This window comes from Vibrio sp. SBT000027, assembly GCF_963894355.1.
Taxonomy (GTDB): Bacteria; Pseudomonadota; Gammaproteobacteria; order Enterobacterales; family Vibrionaceae; genus Vibrio; species Vibrio splendidus.
The window spans coordinates 2,437,021-2,459,659 of record NZ_CAWQGD010000004.1 but is presented as its reverse complement, the minus strand read 5'-3'; the positions used below and the strand labels follow the sequence as shown (position 1 = coordinate 2,459,659).

At 44.0% G+C, this 22,639-nt stretch carries 19 protein-coding genes and 1 tRNA gene; 11 read left to right on the top strand and 9 right to left on the bottom strand.

The features are described from left to right. Positions 1-25 precede the first annotated feature (25 nt). The gene (ispE, locus tag AACU28_RS20840) at positions 26-901 is read right to left on the bottom strand and encodes a 4-(cytidine 5'-diphospho)-2-C-methyl-D-erythritol kinase (RefSeq protein WP_004736233.1); all 876 of its coding nucleotides are present in this window, start codon (positions 899-901) and stop codon (positions 26-28) included. After that, positions 898-1,545 (bottom strand): lipoprotein insertase outer membrane protein LolB, encoded by a 648-nt coding sequence (gene lolB / locus AACU28_RS20835; RefSeq protein WP_121603535.1) that lies wholly within the window; start codon positions 1,543-1,545, stop codon positions 898-900. The genes ispE and lolB overlap by 4 nt, the downstream gene beginning before the upstream one ends. Positions 1,546-1,705: 160 nt before the next feature. On the opposite strand from lolB, the gene hemA reads away from it, so the two are divergent. From hemA to ybaK, 8 genes are all read left to right on the top strand, one after another. Further along, positions 1,706-2,965, top strand: coding sequence for a glutamyl-tRNA reductase (gene hemA / locus AACU28_RS20830; protein ID WP_004736235.1), 1,260 nt, complete (start codon positions 1,706-1,708; stop codon positions 2,963-2,965). 28 nt (positions 2,966-2,993) lie between these two features. Then, positions 2,994-4,082, top strand: coding sequence for a peptide chain release factor 1 (gene prfA, locus AACU28_RS20825; protein ID WP_004736236.1), 1,089 nt, complete (start codon positions 2,994-2,996; stop codon positions 4,080-4,082). 5 nt (positions 4,083-4,087) lie between these two features. Further along, a complete protein-coding gene (gene prmC / locus AACU28_RS20820) occupies positions 4,088-4,960 on the top strand; it encodes a peptide chain release factor N(5)-glutamine methyltransferase (protein ID WP_121603534.1) in 873 nt (290 codons plus the stop codon). A gap of 191 nt (positions 4,961-5,151) precedes the next feature. Next, entirely contained in the window at positions 5,152-5,535 is a 384-nt protein-coding gene (locus tag AACU28_RS20815) for a SirB2 family protein (RefSeq protein WP_004736238.1), read from the top strand. Between the two features lie 27 nt (positions 5,536-5,562). Then, entirely contained in the window at positions 5,563-6,372 is an 810-nt protein-coding gene (locus AACU28_RS20810) for a SirB1 family protein (protein ID WP_121603533.1), read from the top strand. Between the two features lie 22 nt (positions 6,373-6,394). Then, positions 6,395-7,249 carry a 3-deoxy-8-phosphooctulonate synthase gene (kdsA, locus tag AACU28_RS20805; RefSeq protein WP_175400146.1) on the top strand — a complete coding sequence of 285 codons (855 nt, stop codon included), beginning with the start codon at positions 6,395-6,397 and terminating at the stop codon, positions 7,247-7,249. 614 nt (positions 7,250-7,863) lie between these two features. Further along, the gene (gene ushA / locus AACU28_RS20800) at positions 7,864-9,525 is read left to right on the top strand and encodes a bifunctional UDP-sugar hydrolase/5'-nucleotidase UshA (protein WP_004736242.1); all 1,662 of its coding nucleotides are present in this window, start codon (positions 7,864-7,866) and stop codon (positions 9,523-9,525) included. Positions 9,526-9,643: 118 nt separating this feature from the next. After that, a complete protein-coding gene (ybaK, locus tag AACU28_RS20795) occupies positions 9,644-10,117 on the top strand; it encodes a Cys-tRNA(Pro) deacylase (protein ID WP_004736243.1) in 474 nt (157 codons plus the stop codon). Between the two features lie 127 nt (positions 10,118-10,244). Here ybaK and rluF read toward each other — a convergent pair whose 3' ends face one another. The 3 genes from rluF to AACU28_RS20780 form a co-directional block, all read right to left on the bottom strand. Then, complete coding sequence (gene rluF / locus AACU28_RS20790) at positions 10,245-11,339, bottom strand: 23S rRNA pseudouridine(2604) synthase RluF (RefSeq protein WP_004736244.1); 1,095 nt, start codon at positions 11,337-11,339, stop codon at positions 10,245-10,247. 176 nt (positions 11,340-11,515) lie between these two features. Beyond that, positions 11,516-12,097 (bottom strand): DNA endonuclease SmrA, encoded by a 582-nt coding sequence (smrA, locus tag AACU28_RS20785; RefSeq protein ID WP_017076135.1) that lies wholly within the window; start codon positions 12,095-12,097, stop codon positions 11,516-11,518. A 167-nt stretch (positions 12,098-12,264) separates the two neighbouring features. Continuing rightward, positions 12,265-12,405, bottom strand: coding sequence for a DUF3149 domain-containing protein (locus tag AACU28_RS20780; RefSeq protein ID WP_004736246.1), 141 nt, complete (start codon positions 12,403-12,405; stop codon positions 12,265-12,267). A 255-nt stretch (positions 12,406-12,660) separates the two neighbouring features. Between AACU28_RS20780 and AACU28_RS20775 the strand changes: the two genes are divergently transcribed. Next, a tRNA-Pro gene (locus AACU28_RS20775) sits at positions 12,661-12,737 on the top strand. Positions 12,738-13,132: 395 nt separating this feature from the next. Here AACU28_RS20775 and AACU28_RS20770 read toward each other — a convergent pair. Then, complete coding sequence (locus AACU28_RS20770) at positions 13,133-13,555, bottom strand: hypothetical protein (RefSeq protein ID WP_108152069.1); 423 nt, start codon at positions 13,553-13,555, stop codon at positions 13,133-13,135. A 122-nt stretch (positions 13,556-13,677) separates the two neighbouring features. After that, positions 13,678-14,565: a TraB/GumN family protein gene (locus tag AACU28_RS20765; protein ID WP_102456950.1), complete on the bottom strand. Its 888-nt coding sequence runs from the start codon at positions 14,563-14,565 to the stop codon at positions 13,678-13,680. Positions 14,566-14,971: 406 nt separating this feature from the next. On the opposite strand from AACU28_RS20765, the gene AACU28_RS20760 reads away from it, so the two are divergent. Together AACU28_RS20760 and AACU28_RS20755 are read left to right on the top strand one after the other, a co-directional pair. Then, a complete protein-coding gene (locus tag AACU28_RS20760; RefSeq protein ID WP_121603532.1) occupies positions 14,972-17,626 on the top strand; it encodes a beta-N-acetylhexosaminidase in 2,655 nt (884 codons plus the stop codon). A 536-nt stretch (positions 17,627-18,162) separates the two neighbouring features. After that, positions 18,163-18,855, top strand: a complete 693-nt coding sequence (locus tag AACU28_RS20755) for an oligogalacturonate-specific porin KdgM family protein (RefSeq protein ID WP_004736127.1) — start codon at positions 18,163-18,165, stop codon at positions 18,853-18,855. 274 nt (positions 18,856-19,129) lie between these two features. Here AACU28_RS20755 and AACU28_RS20750 read toward each other — a convergent pair whose 3' ends face one another. After that, the gene (locus AACU28_RS20750; RefSeq protein ID WP_121603531.1) at positions 19,130-19,570 is read right to left on the bottom strand and encodes a DUF411 domain-containing protein; all 441 of its coding nucleotides are present in this window, start codon (positions 19,568-19,570) and stop codon (positions 19,130-19,132) included. Beyond that, a complete protein-coding gene (locus tag AACU28_RS20745; protein ID WP_121603530.1) occupies positions 19,560-22,385 on the bottom strand; it encodes a heavy metal translocating P-type ATPase in 2,826 nt (941 codons plus the stop codon). The genes AACU28_RS20750 and AACU28_RS20745 overlap by 11 nt, the downstream gene beginning before the upstream one ends. Between the last annotated feature and the right edge of the window lie 254 nt (positions 22,386-22,639).

Below are 22,639 nucleotides of genomic sequence, written 5' to 3'. Positions count from 1 at the left end.
TGGAAACCTCGGGTTGCGTCCAGTTTTAAATAGATTGTGGGTGGGCTGATTGGTATTCAGCCAAAGTTTCTTTCAAAGGCGAAATGTTTCGTCCTCTCGCGACAAACGCGGAAACTGTGTCAGGCAGTTGCTCTAGCACCGATTCGGCTTCTTTTTTGCTGCTAAATTCAGCAAAAACGCATGAACCCGTACCAGTCAATCTCGACGGCGCGTATTGTAGCAGCCATGAAAGTTGCTTATCAACCTCTGGGTACAGCATTCGCACAATTTTTTCGCAATCGTTTACGTATTCTTGCTCTAGAAGCGTTGCTAGTGCTCGCTTCGGCGTATTTCGAGTTAATTCTGAATGTGTGAATATGTCTACAGTTGCTATGCTCACTTGAGGTTTGACGACGAGATACCATTTTTCATCCGGATTAGCCGGCTGTAGCTGTTCTCCAACCCCTTCTGCAAAGGCGGCGTGGCCTCGAACGAAGACAGGAACGTCTGCGCCAAGCTGCAAACCGATTTCGGCAAGTTGATCATCAGAGAGATTGAGTTGCCATAAATAATTAAGCGCGACTAGCACGGTTGCTGCATTTGAAGAGCCTCCACCAATGCCACCTCCCATTGGCAACACTTTCTTGAGTTCAATATCCGCACCGAAAGACGTTGAGGTATATTGCTGCAGCGCAGTAGCGGCTTTCCAGATCAAGTTGTCTTCAAGTGCTACCCCAGGAATTTCTGGTGTGATTGTTATCGAGCTAGTTTCTGAGTTTGCACTAACCGTCAGTTCATCGCCAAACTCGACAAACTGAAATAAGGTCTGAAGTTCGTGATAACCATTATCGCGTCGGCCAGTGATATAGAGAAATAAATTCAGTTTAGCCGGAGAAGGCCAGTGGGTTGGCGTTGTTATCATTTTTTCAGTGTCCACTTCGAAACTACAATGTTGATTTTGTTCTCGTCTTGCTTGAATGACAATCGAGTAGGGAGTGGAATTGTCTCTACCTTAGTGTTGTCTTCACCAGATAATAGTGTACTCGGCATCTCTGTATTTCGATAGTTATCAAAATTCAGTGTCCATAGTTGGTTGCTAACTTGTTTGGTGAGAGATTCAAGCGTGTTGGTGGTGTTCAATTGGTAGTTATCGGCTTGGTCTGGAATGCCAAGGAACCATTGTGGTAGATGGTCAATGGGAATCTGTAATCCAGTAAGTTGTTCCACAAGAACGGAAGCACTTGCATGAGTAAAAACTTGGTCATCATAAGTGACTACCTTGGCACCCGATGGGTCAATGGTGAGGTTCAAGGCGGTTTGACCAAGGAAAGTGGTCAGTCTTAATTGACTCTGATTTGGGGAATGCTTCCAAATGAAATTTAGGCTTTGGCGTTGCTCTGGAGAAATGTAAGCGAGCTTGCCTGAGGCTTGATAGTTTTCTATCTGTAAAAGCCGATCTTGATGACTTTGCCACTCGACGCTGGTCGGTTGTTCTGGGATAGACGAGCAACCCACCATAATTATGGTTATAAAAATAAGAGACGTGATTTTACGAAGCTTGCTCATATTTGCTCACAACTTGTTCAAATTTATCTAAAAAACGTCTCAACTATAGCATTGAATTCACGAAGTCAGGAAAACAAATCCCGCTTGCTCTTTAAATAGAGCCATGCATCAAGTAAAATTCGCCCCTTGTTTCCATTCCCTGATCGAGAACTTCTGATACATGTCTTTGCTTGCCGTAGGTATCAATCACAATACAGCGTCGGTTGAATTGCGAGAAAAAGTCGCTTTTGGTCCAGATAAATTATCTGAGGCACTCAAGCAACTTAACGCAAATGCACACGTAAATGGAAGTGTCATACTTTCTACCTGTAATCGAACTGAAGTGTATTGTGACGTCAAAGGCGTGGCAAAAAACAAGCTCATCGATTGGTTGTCAGTTTTCCATCAAGTTAGCCCTGAAGAGCTAAAACCCAGCATTTATATCCATGAAGAGCAGGCTGCGATTAAACATTTAATGCGCGTAGCTTGTGGTTTGGACTCCTTGGTATTGGGTGAGCCGCAGATCTTAGGTCAGGTGAAGCAAGCTTATACGGACTCGCGAGAGAACAAATCTGTTGATGCTTCAATGGAAAAACTGTTCCAGAAATCATTTTCTGTCGCCAAGCGTGTTCGAACTGAAACTGAAATTGGCGGAAGCGCGGTGTCTGTTGCTTACGCAGCCTGTACGTTAGCTAAACACATCTTTGAGTCGATTGCCGATTCAACCGTGTTATTGGTTGGTGCGGGTGAGACGATTGAATTGGTGGCTAAACACCTTTCTGCGAATGGCTGCACTAAGATGATAGTGGCTAACCGAACTCGTGAGCGTGCTTTAGGGCTAGCTGAAGAGTTTGGTGCTGAAGTGATCAGCCTGAATGAGATTCCTGACCATTTGCATAGAGCGGATATCGTGATCAGCTCAACTGCAAGCCCGCTGCCTATTATTGGTAAGGGCATGGTAGAGACCGCACTTAAGACAAGAAAACATCAACCTATGTTGTTGGTTGATATTGCCGTTCCTCGTGATGTGGAATCTCAGGTCGGCGATCTGAATGATGCTTACCTATATTCCGTTGACGATTTGCAGTCGATCGTTGATGGCAATATTGAACAACGAAAAGTAGAAGCGATTCAAGCTGAAGCAATAGTTAGTGAAGAAAGCGCCGCGTTTATGAGTTGGATGCGTTCACTGCAAGCGGTAGACAGTATTCGTGATTACCGTAAATCGGCCAATGAAATCCGAGAAGATTTATTAAGTAAGAGTTTACAATCACTTGCCGCTGGCGGTGACCCTGAGAAAGTCTTACTTGAGCTAAGTAATAAGCTCACAAACAAATTGATCCATGCTCCAACGCGTGCACTTCAAAGTGCAGCTGAGCAAGGAGAACCTGCAAAATTAATGGTCATTAGACAGAGTTTGGGCTTAGAAAACCCTCAATAATATTCGACCTCCAACAGAATAAGACATTATGAAAGCCTCGATTCTAATAAAGCTTGAAACACTTGTTGAACGCTATGAAGAAGTTCAACATCTACTTGGTGATCCCGGTGTACTTGGGAATCAAGACAAATTCCGTGCCTTGTCAAAAGAGTATTCTCAATTAGAAGAGGTGACGGGGTGCTTCAAATCATACCAGCAAGCTCAAGAAGATTTAGAAGCTGCTGAAGAGATGGCAAATGAAGACGACGCAGAAATGCGCGAAATGGCTCAAGAAGAGATCAAAGATGCGAAAGCGAACATTGAACGTCTGACTGATGAGCTGCAAATTCTTCTGATTCCAAAAGATCCAAACGATGAGCGTAACTGTTTCTTAGAGATTCGTGCCGGTGCTGGTGGTGATGAAGCGGGTATTTTTGCGGGTAACCTTTTCCGTATGTACTCTAGATTTGCCGAGAAAAAAGGTTGGCGCGTTGAGGTGATGAGCAGCAATGTTTCAGAGCAGGGCGGCTTTAAAGAGATGATCGCTAAAATCAGTGGCGACGCTGTTTACGGCACAATGAAGTTCGAGTCTGGCGGTCACCGTGTACAACGTGTACCTGAGACTGAGTCTCAAGGTCGTGTTCATACATCAGCATGTACCGTTGCGGTTATGCCTGAGATCCCAGAAGCAGATCTTCCAGAGATCAAAGCTGGCGATCTTAAGATTGATACTTTCCGTGCATCTGGCGCGGGTGGTCAGCACGTTAACACCACGGATTCAGCAATCCGTATTACTCACTTACCAACAGGTACCGTAGTAGAGTGTCAAGACGAGCGTTCTCAGCATAAAAACAAAGCGAAAGCGATGGCTGTTCTTGCGGCTCGTATCGTTCAAGCTGAAGAAGAGCGTCGTGCTGCTGCGATTTCAGATACACGTCGTAACCTATTAGGCTCTGGTGACCGTAGTGACCGTATTCGTACGTACAACTACCCTCAAGGTCGTGTTTCTGATCACCGCATCAACTTAACTATCTACCGCCTGAACGAAGTTCTGGAAGGTGATATGCAAAGCCTGCTTGATCCTGTTCTACAAGAGCACCAAGCCGATCAACTAGCAGCACTTGCTGAGCACAACTAATTACTATGCAGTCAGCATATACGGTTGAAAGTGCTTTAAAGTCAGCAATCGTACAGCTTCAAGAGGGCGATAACACATCGCCCTCGATTGATGCTGCGGTACTGCTTTGTCACGCTTTAGATAAACCTAGATCTTACCTACTGACTTGGCCTGAGAAGCATCTCACTTCAGAACAAGAATCCGAATTCCATACCCTTCTAAAACGTCGCTTAACCGGTGAGCCTGTGGCTTATATTGTTGGTGAACGTGAGTTTTGGTCGCTGCCGTTAAAAGTTTCTCCTTCTACTTTAATCCCGCGCCCGGATACCGAGCGTTTGGTTGAAGTCGCTTTGGATAAAACCTATGGCAAGCAAGGTGCGATTCTCGATTTAGGAACTGGTACTGGTGCGATTGCTTTGGCATTGGCGTCTGAGATGCCGAATCGACCAGTGACGGGTATTGATCTTCGCCCTGAAGCGCAACAACTTGCTACAGAAAACGCTCAGCGATTAAATCTCACTAACGCCACTTTTTTACATGGCAGTTGGTTTGAGCCTTTGAACTCTGCGAGCTGTGAAGAAGAAGCTGTGAAGTTCTCGTTGATTGTTTCTAACCCACCTTACATTGAGAAGAACGATCCTCACTTATCTCAAGGTGACGTGCGTTTTGAACCGATTACCGCGTTAGTTGCTGAAGAGAAAGGTTTAGCTGATATTCGATACATCTCTGAAAACGCACGCGGTTTTTTAGAAAACGAAGGCTGGCTAGCATTTGAACACGGCTATGACCAAGGCTTGGCGGTACGTGAGATAATGCAACAACTGGGCTACTTGGATGTGGTTACAGAAAAAGATTACGGTGGTAATGACCGAGTGACATTGGGTCGTTACTGTTCATAGGCTGCTGTTAATCATCTTGTGAGCAATAGATGATGAACTTGCTAAATTGATACCTTTAACTCGACAATACACTTAACTCGATAATGCATTTAACGCGGAAATACAGAGAATTAACGCAGAAATACAGGGCATTAACGGGTATTGTTTGGCTCGTGTTAACGAAAGCACATATAAAAATATAAAGGAATACCATGTACGAAGGTTTAAAACATTTTCACCTACTAACGATTGCTATCAGCGCGCTACTTCTTTCGATTCGTTTCGCTCTGATGATGGTTAACTCACCAAAGCTTAAGCATCCTTTCTTGCAGCGTTTCCCTCATATCAATGACTCGTTGCTACTGCTATCGGGTATTGGTTTGATTTTTATCACTGGCTTTATTCCATTTACACCAGCAGCGCCATGGTTAACCGAAAAACTAACTTGTGTTATGGCTTACATCGCACTGGGCTTCTTTGCACTTAAGTTGGGTAAAAACAAGCTATTGAGAGTTTTCTCTTTCTTTGGTGCACTTGGCTGGTTAGCGATGGCAGGCAAAATTGCAATGACGAAGACACCAACATTTTTCGGTTAATTATCTCCTTATTTCGGTTAGTTACGTATGTACGAATTTTTTGATGAAGACTTTGACCAGCTAGAGTTAGCTGAAGGTGCATTGATCTTAAATAAAGCGATTAACCCAGAAACTCAAGACAGCTGGGCTGAGCAAGAACTGGCGAGATTGTTAAAAGACGCTGAGTTTGCTTTGGTTAATGAAACCGACGAGCAACAGAAGTTTGAATCTTTTATTCGACTATTCTTTTATGAGTGGGGCTTCGCAGGCGATAAAGACGCTTACTTCTCATCGGAAAACGCGTTTATCGATAAAGTGCTCGAGAGAAAGAAAGGCATCCCTGTCAGTCTTGGGGCAATCTTCCTTTTTCTTGGTCGCAAGCTAGGCTTCCCTGTAGAGGGTGTCTCTTTTCCGACTCAGTTTCTGCTTAAAGTGAGTTGGTACGGGCAAGCAGCCGTCTATATTAATCCTTACAACGGTGAGTATGTTGGCGTGCAAACTTTACGAGCTTGGTTAATCGGACATGATGGCCCACTCGCTAGGGTGAAAGCGGAGCACTTAGAGGTTGCCGACCACCCAACGATTATTGGTAAGTGGCTAGCGTTGCTTAAGAGTGCATTACTGCGAGAAGAGCGTTATACGCTTGCATTGAAGTGTACCGATCTTGCGTTAACGTTTGTGCCGGATGATCCGTACGAAATCCGTGACCGTGGCTTTATTTATCAGCAGCTAGACTGTCATCAAGTTGCAGCAACGGATTACCAATACTTTATCGACCAATGCCCAGATGACCCTGCATCTGAGTTACTGAAATCTCAAGTGAACGTCATGAACGAAAAGACAGTGGTTGTTCACTAATTAATAATTATTTAGAGAGAATATGATGGAACAGAAAACAGTTCACATTGGTGACATGCCAATTGCTAACGACAAGCCATTTACGCTATTTGCAGGCATGAACGTTCTTGAATCTCGCGATCTAGCTATGCAGATCTGTGAGCATTACGTGAAAGTCACAGAGAAGTTGGGCATCCCTTACGTATTTAAGGCGTCTTTCGATAAAGCAAACCGCAGCTCAGTTCACTCATACCGTGGTCCAGGTATGGAAGAAGGTCTTAAAATCTTCCAAGAACTGAAAGATACCTTTGGCGTGAAAATTATCACGGATATCCACACAGAAGCACAAGCTCAGCCTGTTGCAGATGTGGTTGATGTAATCCAGCTTCCAGCGTTTCTTGCTCGTCAAACTGACCTTGTTGAAGCGATGGCTAAGACCGGTGCTGTAATCAACGTGAAGAAGCCTCAGTTCATGAGCCCAGATCAAGTGGGTAATATCGTTGATAAGTTTGCTGAGTGTGGCAACGACAATATCATTCTTTGTGAACGTGGTTCTTGCATGGGTTATGACAACTTAGTTGTTGATATGCTTGGTTTCGGTGTAATGAAAAAATCATCAAACGGCAGCCCAATCATCTTTGATGTGACTCACGCGCTTCAAATGCGTGATCCATCAGGTGCTGCCTCTGGCGGTCGTCGTGAGCAAACGGTTGAACTAGCTAAAGCTGGCATTGCGACGGGTATTGCTGGTCTGTTTCTTGAGGCTCACCCTAACCCAGATCAAGCACGCTGTGATGGCCCATCGGCGCTACCTCTAGATAAACTAGAGCCGTTCTTGAAGCAGATGAAAGCACTTGATGACCTTATCAAAGGCTTCGACCACATCGATATCAAATAGCTTTGGCTGATGCTAAATAACGAGCATTAAATCGCTAATGTTAGTGAGTTTAAGTGGTTATTTAACAGCATAAGATAAACGCCCAACTCTTAGAGTTGGGCGTTTTTTTTAACGGGACATCCGTTCAGTTCACTGAAGCCTCGGCCTATTTTGACGATGACCAAGTTGTTTTTCGATGACTAAGTTGTTTTGACTATGACTAAGCTATTTTTCGATGACTAAGCTGTGTAGTCGTTAGCTAACCTGTTTTTCAAAGTACTAATCAACGGCAGATGATTAAATCTTTGTTAACAGAACCTTTGATTCCCTAAGAAAGTGGTATGGGTGTGTGAGGTCTGTCCTGTTTATAGTAAATTACTGATGTTCATCACACTTTATAAGTAAACGATTGCCTGTGATGCAGGGGAAGTTTGAGTGTAATCTCATAATTTTGTTACACTTAACTGCCGATCTATGCGTGACCAATTCGACATAAATATGAAATCGTCGTGTTACATCTAGAATGTTAATTTAAGATTAGTCATGTTGAAGTCTTATTGTTCGAACTCCAGGAAAGGGGTCGCAATAGATTATAAAAAGCAGTGGATTCCCCTAAAAAGTTCAAAGGTATGACAATGAAGCAACGCCTTATTCTAAAGACAGCACTAAGTGCTGCAATCCTAGCTACTCTAGCTGGATGTGCGTCTCAATCAACTCAAGATTGGAACCAAGACGAAACTTACAAGCTAACGGTTCTACACACTAACGACAACCATGGTCGCTTTTGGCAGAACAAATACGGTGAATACGGCATGTCTGCGCGTAAAACGCTTGTTGACCAACTTCGAGCTGAAGTTGAAGCAGAAGGCGGTAGCGTGTTGCTTCTATCTGGTGGTGACATCAACACCGGTGTGCCAGAGTCAGATCTTCAGGATGCAGAACCTGATTTCAAAGGTATGAATAAAATTGGTTACGATGCAATGGCATTGGGTAACCACGAGTTTGACAACTCTTTAGACGTACTACAAAAGCAGATCGACTGGGCTAACTTCCCAATGCTATCTGCAAACATCTACGACAAAGCAACAGGTGAACGCAAGTTCCAAGCTTACGAGATGTTTGAAAAGCAAGGTATCAAGATTGCTGTTATCGGTCTAACCACTGAAGATACGGCAAAAATCGGTAACCCTGAGTTCATCGCGAGCATTGACTTCCGTGACCCTAAAGAAGAAGCGAAGAAGCTAATCGCTGAACTTAAAGAAACAGAGAAGCCAGATTTAATCTTCGCTGTGACTCACATGGGTCACTACGAAAACGGCCAACGTGGTGTTAACGCACCGGGTGATGTAGCACTTGCTCGTTACCTAAACGAAGGCGACCTAGACATGATCGTTGGTGGTCACTCTCAAGAGCCTGTATGTATGGAAGGCCCTAACGTTGCGAAGAAAAACTTCAAGCCGGGTGATGAGTGTAAACCAGACGTACAGAACGGTACTTACATTGTTCAAGCTCACGAGTGGGGCAAGTACGTAGGTCGTGCTGATTACGAATTCCGTAACGGCGAGCTAGAGATGGTGAGCTACGATCTGGTTCCAGTTAACCTTAAGAAGAAAGTTAAGATTGACGGTAAGAAGCAACGTGTTCTTATTCAAGATGAGATCGCACAAGATCCAGAGTTGCTTGAATTCCTACGTCCTTTCCAAGAGCAAGGTCAAGCACAGCTAGAAGTTCAAATTGCTGAGACAAATGGCAAGCTTGAAGGCGATCGTAACGTGGTGCGTTTCCAACAAACTAACCTAGGTCGTTTGATTGCGACTTCTCATATGGAGCGTGCACAAGCAGACTTCGCTGTGATGAACTCTGGTGGCGTTCGTGACTCAATTGAAGCGGGCAATGTCACTTACAAAGATGTACTGAAGGTACAACCTTTTGCAAACATCCTGACTTACACAGACATGACAGGTAAAGAAGTTCTAGATTACCTAAACGTTGTGGCTACGAAACCAATCGATTCTGGTGCTTACGCGCAGTTCGCTGGCATTTCAATGACAGTAGCAAACGGTGAAGTATCGAATGTATTCATCGGTGGCAAACAGCTTCGTTTAGACGAAACATACCGTTTCACAGTGCCAAGCTTCAACGCGGCTGGTGGCGACGGTTACCCTAAACTGTCAGATCACCCTGGTTACGTGAACACAGGTTTTGTTGATGCTGAAGTACTGAAAGAGTACCTAGAAGCGAACAGCCCAGTTGACGTGAACAAGTACGCACCTTCTGGTCAAATGGTTTACAAGTAATTAAACCCAGTTGCTAGAGTTAATAGGTGCTAAATTAGATTGACTCTAGCACCATGATAAATTTAACTAAAGCGACGCCTCGGCGTCGCTTTTTGTTTATCTATCGTTTGGATTTGTTATGACCCCTGCAATCAATCTCGCCAAGAAAAAGAAAATCGCTCATAGCGTGCATCAATATCACCACGATACGAATAACACGAATTATGGATTAGAGGCTGTCGAAGCGCTTGGTCAAGATCCCAAACGTGTATTTAAAACGCTTTTGTTCTGTTTGAATGGCGTCGCTAAAGATTTAGCTGTTGCCGTTATTCCCGTTGATCAGAAGCTAAACCTGAAGCTTGCGGCAAAAGCGGCAAAAGGCAAAAAAGCAGAGATGGCGAATCCTGATATTGCTCAGAAAACCACGGGTTATGTGGTGGGTGGGATCAGCCCTCTTGGTCAGAAAAAAGCCTTGCCTACCTTTGTTCATTCCAGCGCGACAGATTTTGAAACGATATGCGTGAGTGCAGGGAAGCGCGGGCTAGAAATTGAGCTCGACCCGAAAGACTTAGCGCTACTGACTCGCGGTCAGTTTGCTGATCTATGTTTATAGATTGTCGTCGTCATGATGATACAACTACCGAATGACAAACAAAAACGCCCGCTAGATTAACCTAGTGGGCGCTTTTATATTGAGTGTCTATCCTGAAATGTGCTTGTACATTGAGAACGAATTATGACTACTTCTTCAGACCTAAAGTACCACCAACACGCTTCGGTGCAGGCTTACCGCTTCGACGATCGTTATTGTTGCGATCTGTGCGGGTGCGATCCGAACTGTTTCGATCAGAATTAGAACGCTCTGAACGAGAGTTCGATTTCCAGTTTTCGGTATTGCCACCGCTTTCACCATTCGATGAGTTACGGCCACGTTTCGAGTTAGGCGCATGACGGAATTCATCCGCATTATTACCGCGATAGGTGCGAGTACGGTTCTCGTTTTGATTACGGCGCGCTGTGGAAGTTTGGTTTTCTTCACGGCTATCAAAAAGTTTTGCGTCTGTCGCTTTGCGAATGCGTTGACCTTTCGCGTTCATTTTTGATGCATCTTCAGTACTTACAGAGCCTTCACACATCGCTAAAATTTCAGTGATCTCTTCGTCGCTCAGGTAGCGCCATTTCCCGTTAGGAATGCCGTCTAGTGAGATGTTCATAATACGAACACGGCGCAGCTTAAATACCTCGTAACCCAATGCTTCACACATACGGCGAATTTGGCGGTTAAGGCCTTGCGTTAGTGTGATTCGGAACGAAAATTTGGTTTCTTTCTCGACCTTACATGGCAAGGTAACAGTATCGAGAATATGAACGCCAGCCCCCATTTGCTTCAAGAACTCAGTCGTAATCGGCTTATCTACACGCACCACGTATTCTTTCTCGTGGTTGTTACCGGCACGTAGGATTTTGTTTACGATGTCGCCATCGTTGGTCAAGAAGATAAGACCATCAGAAGGCTTATCTAGACGACCAATAGGGAAAATACGTTTGTGATGGCCGATAAAGTCGACGATGTTGCCCGGAATATCACGTTCAGTAGTACAGGTGATGCCTGTTGGTTTATTAAGAGCAATGTAGATCGGCTTCTCTTTTGAGCGAACAGGTTTATTGTCGATCTCAACATCATCACCGGGCAAGACTTTAGTACCCATTTCAGGGATCTTACCGTTAATAGTAACTCGGCCTGCATCAATGAGTTTGTCGGCTTCGCGGCGTGAGCAAAAACCAGTTTCACTGATGTATTTATTAAGGCGTTTAGCTTGGGATTCTTGTGACATGATATTCTCTTAGCGTTTCACAACGGAAATATAGATAAACAAAAAGCAACCTTTGGATAGTTGCTTTGAGTTGGGATTCGTTAACTGAGGACAATTTTAGCACTTGGTGTGAGTCTAGGCACGAAATATCGATCTTGATGCAACTCGCTATCAGTGTACTTATCTGTTTCAACCAGTTAACTGGTGCGTTTTTGATGGCGCTCTCTGTTCTCTAGCTTTTTCTCATTACTCTTTCTGAGCATAACGTAGACTGCGCCAGTACCACCATGAAATTGCTGAGCAGAATGAACACATTGAACGTCGTTAATTTGCGTGAGCCAATTCGCCACGTAGCTTTTCATCATTGCTGGTGGGTTCGAGCGCTCACCTTTACCGTGAACAATGATAACGGTGCGAACATCCATTCTTAAACACTGGCGTAAAAATGAGAGTACTTCGTTACGAGCGTCTTTCAGTGTTTTCCTATGAAGGTCGAGTTTGGCCTGAATAGGGTATTTGCCTAAGCGCAGCTTTTTATATACGCCTTCTTGTACACCATCTTTCTTGTAAGCAATGACGTCGTCTGGCTTGATCATTGGTGAGTAGTCTAATGATAAGTAGTCTTTCTCGTCGTCAGACAGCCACATAGCGGCTTCACGCTTAGCAAGGTGAGATTCTGTGACTCGGTGTACTTTCTGGTGTTCGGCGGTGTCATGGTCGATACGTTTAACATCGCCCATCATTTCTTGGAATAGATCTAAGTCGTCATCATGAGACATAGTGTGTATCTCAAGTTGGAGAAGGATAGGGTAAGTATACCTAAGTTGAGGCCGGGTTTAAAAATGAAAAAACCGGAGAAGACAATAAGTCTGCTCCGGTGCAAAGCGTTTTTACATCCACCCAAAGAAAATGATACTTAAAAGTAGATGACTTAGGCTGAGCGATTCTAGTGAGGAGATTTTTCAGTCATAACTTTGTAGATGAAGAAGCCTCCATAGAACATCATGAGACCCAGAGCCCCGAATATTACTATCATTGAAGATAGCCCCACTGCATTACCAAATAGGAGTTCTAGCCAAAAGTCCATGTGTATACCTCAAAGTTATATGACATGGCTTAGTGTATTAAGTAGCGTTATCAATTCACTGATCTGGATCAATCCTGTTTCATAAGTTAAATACTTGTTGTTGAGTGTGTGTTTTTCGTCACATTAGCCGTTAGGTTGTACGTCTTTTGTTCGAACGATTCGATATTGTAAAAAAGAGTGAAAAAAGCTCTTGCGCATAAATTCAGAATCCGTATTATACGCTTCATCGACAGGCAATCAGCCAGTTAGATATCTCGGTGAATAGCGCAGCTTGGTAGCGCATCTGGTTTGGGACCAGAGGGTCGGGGGTTCGAATCCCTCTTCACCGACCACATTAAGAAAAAGGCTTCTCAGAAATGAGAAGCCTTTTTTGCATTTCAGGATAAAGATAATCACTTGGTCAACGGGTTCGCCTGATGTTCAAAATAATCTCTTCACTGACCGTATTAAAGAAAGCCTGCTCATTGAGCAGGCTTTCGTCGTTTCAGGGTATGGGAAATAGGGTTTGAACCTAAGTGGGGTTCGCCTGATGTTCAAAATAAGCTCTTTACCGCCACATAAAATAAAGCCGTAGCACTCTCTGTAATAGAGGGGACTACGGCTTTTTTGCGTTCTGGTATATGTGTCATTGCCTAGAGTGACGAATGAGCGAGTAGAGAATTTATTGTTGTTCTAAACACCTTGCTTAGAGACAAGGACTGACCCAATAAGCCAGTCCCAAAACTATTTACTTCACATCGCATGTAATGTCTTTTATTGGTGTTTCCGAGGTAACAAAGCAAACATAAGCTTCAACAGGGTTATTTGGACCAATTCGAATGTAGCCTGCCTGTACTTCATCTTCGTTAAAAGTCACCGAGTGAGAGTTACCCGTCTTGCCATCGTAAAAGCTTGCTTCAAAATTACCATTCATTTGGCTTGCGATACGGTTGCGTGTCGTAGACGTCGTGAACGTAATATTCGCGCATCGCATGGGTGGCTTTTCAGTAATCAAAAACTGTCCGCTTTCTTTATCTAGCACGCCGCCTTTTGTATCTGGCTGAATGTCGATGGCTTGAAATTGTTCGATGGTACAAGTTTCTCTGGCAGAGGCTGTCGTGGGCATCAGGATCAAGAGAGCTAAAGGTAAAGCGAAGAGAACTGGTTTCATGAGAACAACACCGTGTATAAAAAGAGCGAAAGATAATAGCACCGCAATGGTGCTATTAAATGTAAAAATTCTGTTATTAAGGAAATGCTTTTATAACGAGAATACAATAAGGTTGAGCATCGTTAGCTTTTTTGGCTAGCCTCAAATTGACACTGAGCCTGCTGGCTTTGTGATTGTTGAGTGACATTAAAACCTTTCTCTTTTAACAACTGTAAAAGGTTACCTTCGCCAACTAGGTGCAAGGCGCCAACCACGATCAAATAATTCCCATTTGAATCGAGTTTCCAATCATTGGCGGATAGCTTGTTTGCCCAGTCGATATTGCGATCAGTTAAGAATGCTTTCTCGAGTTCAGGCGACATCTCAGACAGCTCTGCGAAGGCTTCCAGCTTCGCTAAATCACCCGCTTTCCAGCTTTCAATTAGGCAGTGAACCACACGATCAGTTTGGTCAAATTCCTCAAGGCTACTGACTAACCATTCCTTACCGTCATCCTTTTGTTTTGTCATCAGGTCTATTTGGAATTGTAGTGGTTCTAAACTGATAACCGGAACATCTTGGATAGTCGCTTTGTAAGCTAGCGTCGCATCAACGCCGCCGGCGGAGCCATAACCAAGGTTTTTTAGCTGCTGCATCTGTATGGAGAGAGAAGTCGCCCAAGGCGGTGAGCTGAGCAGTTGTTGCGTCGGCATCTCCAACGATTTTGATATGTCGGTTAATAATTGCAGTTGTTCTTCATTGAGCACATCGGCTGTGGTGAGTTTGTTGTGGGGATATACAACGCCATCAGACTTTCTGATATCCGTTTCGATAACTAACCCATCACTGTTTTTTAGCGCGTCGGTGATCGCTGAAGGAAGTGGGTACATACTCTCGTCCCCAACGTGCACGGAACCTAAGATAGTGAGTGTCAGTTCATCCTTTTTTGCTTGCCAATAAAGGGGCTCGGCGACCGCTTGCCTAGCTGAAAAAGCGAGAACGAATAAAACCATGTATAAGAATGGGCGCAAAGGGAGCTCCTTTAGGAAGTCTTAAACTCGTTAAAATCGATTTTGACGGTGTTTTTTAACGGTTTTTTTTGAGAACGATGTCACGTTGTTTGTACGAAAAGTATAACAACACCAACAAACTCTTAAACCTTTCTCAGTAACAACGACACGATTTTATGAAATCCTTTCAAAAGATTGTGATTCAATTCTCAAATATTACGTCAAAATAAAACTGACGGAACTGTCGATGTCGGTAACTTTATGATTTTAATAAGGTTAATTTTATCAATATTTTTTGGATTTGAAGTCGATCACTTTATTAACTTGATTTAATTCACGGCGAAAAATAAGACCATATAGTTAATCTAACTTTTGAAGCGTTCTATTTTGCTTCTGACTCAATTTTTTAAATTTATGGGTGAATACGATGTTGAAGAGAAACTTACTATCTGTAGCGGTACTTGCTGGTTTAACGGGTTGTGCGGTAACACAAGCACCAGAACAAAAGGTGGTTAATGCACTGGCTGACAACCTTGATGTGCAATACGAAATCTTGACGAACCACGGCGCAAACGAAGGCATGGCTTGTCAGGATTTAGGCGCAGAGTGGGCATCATGTAACAAAGTGAACATGACTCTGACCAATGACGGTGAAGCGATCGATTCGAAAGATTGGACTATCTACTTCCACAGTATTCGCCTTATCTTAGATGTTGATAATGAGCAGTTTAAAATCACTCGTGTAACAGGCGACCTACACAAACTAGAACCTACAGATAAGTTCGATGGTTTTGCCGCTGGTGAAGAAGTGATTCTTCCACTAACAAGTGAATACTGGCAACTGTTTGAAACCGACTTTATGCCGGGTGCATTTGTAACGGCGCCAAATGCTGAACCTAAGATGATTGCTTCATTGAATACGGAAGATGTCGCGTCGTTCGTAACCGGTTTGGAAGGAAACAACCTTAAGCGTACACCTGATGACAACAATGTCATGGCAACAGCGGTTACTCGCTTTGAAAAGAATGCTGATCTGGCAACGCAAGATGTATCAACCACTTTACTACCAACGCCAATGTCGGTAGAAGCGGGCGAAGGTTCAGTGAGCATTGCTGGTGGTATTGCCCTACCTAAAGACGCATTCGATGCTGAGCAGTTCGCTGCAATTGAAGAACGTGCAGATGTGGTAAACGTAGATGTGAGTGGCGACCTACCTGTTAGTGTTGCTGTTGTTCCTACTCAGTTTACGGGTGATTTAGCGAAATCTGGCGCTTATGAACTAAGCATCTCGGAAGAGGAGATTGCGATTAAAGCGTTTGATAAAACAGGTGCTTTCTACGCAGTTCAGTCTATTTTTGGCCTAATAGACAGTCAGAACGCTGAATCATTACCACAACTGTCGATCCAAGATGCGCCACGCTTTGATTACCGTGGTGTGATGGTGGATGTTGCTCGAAACTTCCATTCAAAAGATGCCATCCTAGCCACGCTAGATCAAATGGCAGCCTACAAGATGAATAAACTGCACCTTCACTTAACGGATGATGAAGGCTGGCGTTTAGAAATTCCGGGTTTACCAGAGCTAACGGATGTAGGGTCTAATCGTTGTTTCGATTTGGAAGAGCAAAGCTGTTTACTGCCTCAGCTAGGTTCGGGTCCAACAACAGACAACTTTGGTTCTGGTTTCTTTAGTAAAGCGGATTACGTCGAGATCTTAAGCTACGCAAAAGCGCGCAGCATCGAAGTGATTCCAGAAATTGATATGCCGGCACACGCTCGTTCTGCTGTGGTATCAATGGAAGCGCGTTACACTCGCCTAATGGCGGAAGGCAAAGAAGCTGAAGCAAGTGAATATCGCTTGATGGATCCACAAGATACTTCAAACGTGACGACGATTCAGTTCTACGATAAGCACAGCTTCATTAACCCATGTATGGAATCATCGACTCGCTTTGTTGATAAAGTGATTACTGAAATTGCAGCAATGCACAATGAAGCGGGCATGCCGCTAACGACTTGGCACTTTGGTGGTGATGAAGCTAAAAACATCAAGCTAGGCGCAGGCTTTCAAGATGTTGATGCTCAAGATAAAGTGGCATGGAAAGGTAACATTGAGCTAGACAAGCAAGACAAACCATTCCAACAGTCTCCACAATGTCAGTCTTTGATTGCTGATGGTTCAGTGAGTGATTTCGGTCACCTACCAGGCTACTTTGCAAAAGAAGTATCAAAAATTGTTGCAGACAAAGGAATTCCTCACTTCCAAGCTTGGCAAGATGGCTTGAAGTATGTGGAAGAGGGTGAATCTGGCTTCGCTACTGAAACGACTCGCGTTAACTTCTGGGACGTTCTTTACTGGGGCGGTACTTCATCAGTGTACGACTGGTCTGCGAAAGGCTATGACGTAATTGTTTCTAATCCAGATTACGTATACATGGATATGCCATACGAAGTAGATGCAGCAGAACGCGGTTACTACTGGGCAACGCGTGCAACCGATACTCGTAAGATGTTTGGCTTTGCTCCAGAGAACATGCCACAAAATGCAGAAACGTCATTAGACCGTGACGGTAATGGCTTCAGTGGTAAAGGTGAGATTGAAGCGAAACCTTTCTACGGTTTGTCAGCGCAGCTTTGGTCTGAAACTGTACGTACTGACGAGCAGTATGAATACATGGTGTTCCCTCGTGTTCTTGCTGCAGCAGAGCGTGCATGGCACCGAGCAGATTGGGAAAACGACTACAAAGTGGGCGTTGAGTACTCTCAAGATACTGACTTAGTGGATAAGCAGGCTCTAAACAGCGACTTTAATCGCTTCGCGAATATTGTTGGTCAACGTGAGCTGGCTAAGCTCGAGAAAGCGGGTATTGATTACCGACTACCAGTTCCAGGTGCTCAGGTTGTTGATGGTAAGCTAGCGATGAACGTTCAATTCCCAGGCGTAGAGCTTCAATACTCTGCTGATGGTGAAAACTGGCTGACTTATGATGAGCAGCAACGTCCTTCGGTTTCTGGTGAAACGTATATCCGCTCTATCTCTGAAAGTGGCGAGAAAGTAAGTCGAGTAACTTTGGTAAAATAATCGACAAGCAACATTAACAGAAGAGCTCCCTAGCTTTTATCTGATTCAGATAAGAGTGGGAGCTTTTTTTTCGTCCAAATCAAGTTAGCCACTTCTCTTAAACTGAAACATATAGAAATAGCCTTTATGTATATCGTCAACAATGTACATAAGGTGAGTTACATCGCAAAAGTGACGCGCTTCTCATTATTCTCTTCAAAAAATAAGTCCCTCATCAAAAACTCTAAATCAGGTGTGATTCAACCAACTAAATCTAATTTCGCACCGTAAAATAATGTGATCCTGATCTGTACTATTTTTAATCTTGAGTTTTTTATCAATTTTTATGTTTTTAAGTAACTGATTTTAATGTGTTAAATAACTTGTTCTTTTTTGATAGTGAGAGGGATCACTCTGCTCATTCTTTTATTTTGAAACGCAAATTAATTCGAGCAACATAGATTTCATGCCAGGGAGGCAACTAACTACTCAAGCGGTGAAGGTGAATGATGTACCGAAGATGTGCCGCTGAAAAAATCAAACTAAGGCAGTTTACTATGAAAAAAATTATCGCTCTAAGTGCACTTTCTCTTGCTTTTGCTTCTAGTGCTTTTGCTGGTTCTTCTTACGTTACAGGTAACATCCAAATTCATGACGATGGCCGTATCCACGGTTCTGATATGACTTCTACGCTAGAAGCTGGTCACACGTTTGACAACTCTCTAGGCGGCTTCACGGTTTATTCTGAGTTTGATGGCATCCAACTTGGCAAACTTGAATCTGAAAATGGCGGTGCAGGTAATACTACTCCAGGCATCACTGTCGGTGGTGAGCAATCTTTCAACATTACTGACAAATTATGGGTTGCTGCTGGTTACCAACACCTATTCTCTGCAGGTGAGAGCATTCAGTTCCGCCCATTAGTTAAGATCGGTTACAACTTCGATAACGGTATCTCTATTAGCAACCGTACTCGTGCACACATCGATGATACTTCGGCTAATGCTGACACAGACTACCGCATGGATAACCGCATTGGTTACACAGTGAATGCTGACCTAGCACTTAGCTACAACAACGTATACATGATTGATGCTGAAGCGATGGACCATGAGTTACGTGCTACATGGACTCGTCAAGGTGTTCAACCTTACTTTGAGTTCCGTAGCCAAGCTAACGGCGTAGATTTCGCAAACGGCGATTCTAAGCAGAACAACGCATTCGTATTCGGTGCTTCTTACGGCTTCTAAGCCGATTCACTTGGCTGCTTAGTCGATTAGATTATTAGCCGAGTGAGCTTCTTCGCTAAATAGCTTTTTTGTTAAATAGCTTTTTGCTCAATAGCTTCTTAGCCAATTAGCGAGAAATATAGCGGCACTAACAGCCCGGTTGGTACCGCGACAAGATTTGCTTTACTGTCCAAAAGCAAAGAGCCTAGCAAGTAAACCACAGTCTTGGGTTTACTCATGCTAGGCTCTATTTTTATGACTTCTTTTAATTGCTTGGCGTTGGTCTAGTTAAGCTTTATTTTCCGTTGTAATGACGGTACTCAAACACCTGACCTTCTTCATTAAACGCATACACAGAATACTCGTCTTTCTTATCGCCATATTCCATGCCCGGAGAGCCCATTGGCATGCCTGGAACTGCCAAGCCAATCGCATTACGTGGTGGATTTTCTAAAAAGGCTTTCACGTCCTCTGCTGGAATGTGCCCTTCAAATACGTAACCGTCGATCTCTGCAGTGTGGCAAGAGGTTAGTTTTTGCGTTATCCCTAACTTCTGCTTTATTGGATTCATATCATCGTGGAGCTTCTCTATAACATCGAACCCAGCATCTCGCATATGTTCTGTCCATTCTGTGCAGCAGCCACAGTATGGAGACTTATGGTTTAGAACATCAGTCGCGAGAGCTTGTCCTGAAATTGCAGCGAGTGCTGTAAGAGTCATAATTTTACGAATCATGGTTAACCTCATGAATATGGTTTTTGTTGATATTAGAATGTGTGGGTTTGAAAAGTCTTAATCTGTTGGCATTGCTTACTACCGTAATTGACGACATCGCCATCGCAGCGCCTGCAACTACAGGACTAAGCAGAAATCCGAAAAATGGGTAGAGCACACCGGCTGCGATAGGAATACCAAGCGAGTTATAGATGAAGGCACCAAACAGGTTTTGCTTCATATTTCTTACGGTCGCTTGGGACAACTCGATCGCATTGCTTACTGATAATGGCGATGAGTTGAGTAGTGTCATTTGCGCACTTTCAATCGCGACATCACTGCCACTGCCCATTGCGATTCCTATATCTGCTTGAGCAAGAGCTGGTGCATCGTTAATACCGTCTCCGACCATAGCAACACTCTTATATTGTTGTTGAAGCTGAACAATATGCTGAGCTTTCTGCTCTGGAAGCACCTCCGAGATAACCTCGTCGATACCGACACTTTTACCAATCGCTTGAGCAACAGAATCGTTGTCGCCTGTTAATAGCACGGTGTGAATTCCGGCGGATTTTAGTTGAGCAATGGCTTGTTTGCTATCTATTTTTAATGCGTCTGAAATGCCCAATATGCCTTCGAGTTTTTGGTCAATAACAATGAAAATAGGCGTCCACGCTTGCGAGCGGCAAAGTTCGATAAAATCCGCGCCAATCTCAGTATTGATGCCTAACTGGGTTAGGTATTTAAGCGAGCCAACTTGCACGTTCTTGCCGTTAATTGTTGCCTGTACGCCAAGCCCTCGTTGGTTTTCGAACTCGCTATGAGGTAGTGCTGAAACTTGTAGGCTCTCTGCATATTGGCAAACGGCTTTGGCGAGTGGGTGCTCAGATCCCACTTCTACTGAATAAGCATAAGCCAGTAACTCTTGCTCCGTTAGATTAGAGTAAAAGGCCTGTTGAACGGTTGGTTTTCCTTGGGTCAACGTACCTGTTTTATCAAACACAACAGCATCGATCTTGCTGGCAGACTGCAATACATCCGCATCTTTAATTAGAACGCCAAACTCAGCCGCTTTACCTACGCCAACAGTAATCGAAAGCGGTGTGGCTAGGCCTAAGGCACATGGACAAGCGATGATCAGCACTGTGGTTGATACCACTAACATGTAACTGGCACTTGGTTGTGGGCCAACAAAAAACCAAACTAAGGCGGCAGCAACTGCGATTGCGACCACAACCGGAACAAAAACGGCTGAGATAGAGTCAGCAAGCTTAGCAATCGCAGGCTTGCTGCTTTGTGCTTGGCGAACCATCTGAATGATTCGAGCCAGCATGGTGCTTGAGCCAATTCCAGTCGCTTCAATGATCAGGCTGCCATCACCATTAATGGTACCTGCTGAAACGCCATCATTAATCGATTTAACGTTGGGCAGTGGTTCACCGGTCAGCATCGACTCATCGATATAAGATTCACCCGCTGCCACGATACCATCAACCGGGACTTTTTCTCCGGGTTTTACTCGTACCTGCATACCGACTTGAATCGCCTCTACGGCGATGGTTTGTTCTTTACCATCGACGATAACCACGGCTTTTTGAGGTTGTAAATTAATCAGTGCCTGCAAAGATTTGGTGGTGCGTGCTTTGGCTTTAGCTTCAATGTAGTGCCCTAAAGAGATAAGGCCGACAATCATTGCACTTGCTTCAAAATAGACATGACGCGATGGTTCTGGGAACCATGATGGAATCAGCACAACCAGCATAGAGTAGAACCACGCTGCGCCCGTACCTAAAGCAACTAACGTATCCATGGTCGCACGTTTATGCATGAGTGATTGCCAAGCGTTAGTGAAGAAGCTGCGTCCTGAAGTCGCAAGCAGTATCAAACAGACCACACCAACTAATCCCCAAGCTAATTGGTCGTTAAATGTAGCAATGGTCATGCTGCCACCGAACAGACCCCACGCCATCAGCGGAGCACCGATAAACAGCGCGCTTACTGAATTCTTTAGGAAAGCTTTTTGGGTACGAAGTTGTTGTTCTCGCTGTTTTTGTTGTTGAGTTGCTGCGTCATCAACGAACTCGGCGCCGTAACCTGCGGTTTTCACCGACTCTATTAGAGTTGTTTCGATGACGTCACGTGTTTTAGAGGTGAATACCAAGGCTGTCTGTTCAGCGAGGTTGATCTGAGCTTGGTCGACGAACTCATTCTTTTTCAGCGCTTTCTCTACCGAAGAAACACAACTTGCACACGTCATTCCCTCAAGAACAAGGTGATAAGTATATTGGCTAGCTGCAGGTTTAGCTTGTGTCGGTTCAGCCGTCGTTGGTTTTTTATTTTCTTCTGAATCTGAATCTGAACCTGAATTAGATAAAAGGTTATTGGCTTCAGAGTAGGGAGCTGCGTGATAACCCACACTTTCGACTAGCTCAATAATCTCGGATTCTTCAAGCAGAGTAACCAACGACAATTCATGTTTGGTGACGTTTAGATTTGAGGCTTGCTCAGTTTGTTGAATCGCCTGAGTCAGTTTGCTCACGCACTTACCGCAGCTAAGACCAGATAGCGAAAGGTGCAGTTTATTACCCATGCTATAACCAAGCGTCGCTAGTTGTTCGTTGAGTTCAACGTAACTAAAAGGAGTGGAAATATCGATGTATGTCGGCGATATGTCGTTGATCTTCGTATTATCGAGACCATCAAACAGTGTGCGGACTTTCTTCGCACATCCCATGCAATTTAGGCCGTTGAGCGCGGTGGTGTAATGCTTCATATCGATACTCCAATTCTCATCTACGCCTAACATAAACCTTACCGTAAGGGTAAGGTCAAACATAAATTCAAGAATTTGATCTTAGTAGCATATGAATGGTGGGTTAAGTTTGTGGGATAGGCGAGAGTTAAAGAAAAGTATGGCTATAATTTACTGGCTCAGGCTATAGATTTGCTACATCGAAGCTGGATTTGGCCTTTCTACAGTCGCTTTCGCACAAGATCCGCGCATTAATCATTCACTACTGATTGTAGATTTAAGCGGTGGTGATAAAATAGCGCCCAAAATTTAGTGATATTTTTCTGTTGCAGGCTTTG

What these genes read in the sequence shown, in the direction of transcription:
- AACU28_RS20755 (WP_004736127.1), top strand. Translation starts at nt 18,163, where the DNA reads ATGAAAAAAATTATCGCTCTAAGTGCACTTTCTCTTGCTTTTGCTTCT.
- smrA (WP_017076135.1), bottom strand. Translation starts at nt 12,097, where the DNA reads ATGTCTCATGATGACGACTTAGATCTATTCCAAGAAATGATGGGCGAT.
- rluF (WP_004736244.1), bottom strand. Translation starts at nt 11,339, where the DNA reads ATGTCACAAGAATCCCAAGCTAAACGCCTTAATAAATACATCAGTGAA.
- AACU28_RS20750 (WP_121603531.1), bottom strand. Translation starts at nt 19,570, where the DNA reads ATGATTCGTAAAATTATGACTCTTACAGCACTCGCTGCAATTTCAGGA.
- kdsA (WP_175400146.1), top strand. Translation starts at nt 6,395, where the DNA reads ATGATGGAACAGAAAACAGTTCACATTGGTGACATGCCAATTGCTAAC.
- prfA (WP_004736236.1), top strand. Translation starts at nt 2,994, where the DNA reads ATGAAAGCCTCGATTCTAATAAAGCTTGAAACACTTGTTGAACGCTAT.
- ybaK (WP_004736243.1), top strand. Translation starts at nt 9,644, where the DNA reads ATGACCCCTGCAATCAATCTCGCCAAGAAAAAGAAAATCGCTCATAGC.
- AACU28_RS20810 (WP_121603533.1), top strand. Translation starts at nt 5,563, where the DNA reads ATGTACGAATTTTTTGATGAAGACTTTGACCAGCTAGAGTTAGCTGAA.
- lolB (WP_121603535.1), bottom strand. Translation starts at nt 1,545, where the DNA reads ATGAGCAAGCTTCGTAAAATCACGTCTCTTATTTTTATAACCATAATT.
- ushA (WP_004736242.1), top strand. Translation starts at nt 7,864, where the DNA reads ATGAAGCAACGCCTTATTCTAAAGACAGCACTAAGTGCTGCAATCCTA.
- ispE (WP_004736233.1), bottom strand. Translation starts at nt 901, where the DNA reads ATGATAACAACGCCAACCCACTGGCCTTCTCCGGCTAAACTGAATTTA.
- prmC (WP_121603534.1), top strand. Translation starts at nt 4,088, where the DNA reads ATGCAGTCAGCATATACGGTTGAAAGTGCTTTAAAGTCAGCAATCGTA.
- AACU28_RS20760 (WP_121603532.1), top strand. Translation starts at nt 14,972, where the DNA reads ATGTTGAAGAGAAACTTACTATCTGTAGCGGTACTTGCTGGTTTAACG.
- AACU28_RS20770 (WP_108152069.1), bottom strand. Translation starts at nt 13,555, where the DNA reads ATGAAACCAGTTCTCTTCGCTTTACCTTTAGCTCTCTTGATCCTGATG.
- AACU28_RS20745 (WP_121603530.1), bottom strand. Translation starts at nt 22,385, where the DNA reads ATGTTTGACCTTACCCTTACGGTAAGGTTTATGTTAGGCGTAGATGAG.
- AACU28_RS20780 (WP_004736246.1), bottom strand. Translation starts at nt 12,405, where the DNA reads ATGGACTTTTGGCTAGAACTCCTATTTGGTAATGCAGTGGGGCTATCT.
- hemA (WP_004736235.1), top strand. Translation starts at nt 1,706, where the DNA reads ATGTCTTTGCTTGCCGTAGGTATCAATCACAATACAGCGTCGGTTGAA.
- AACU28_RS20815 (WP_004736238.1), top strand. Translation starts at nt 5,152, where the DNA reads ATGTACGAAGGTTTAAAACATTTTCACCTACTAACGATTGCTATCAGC.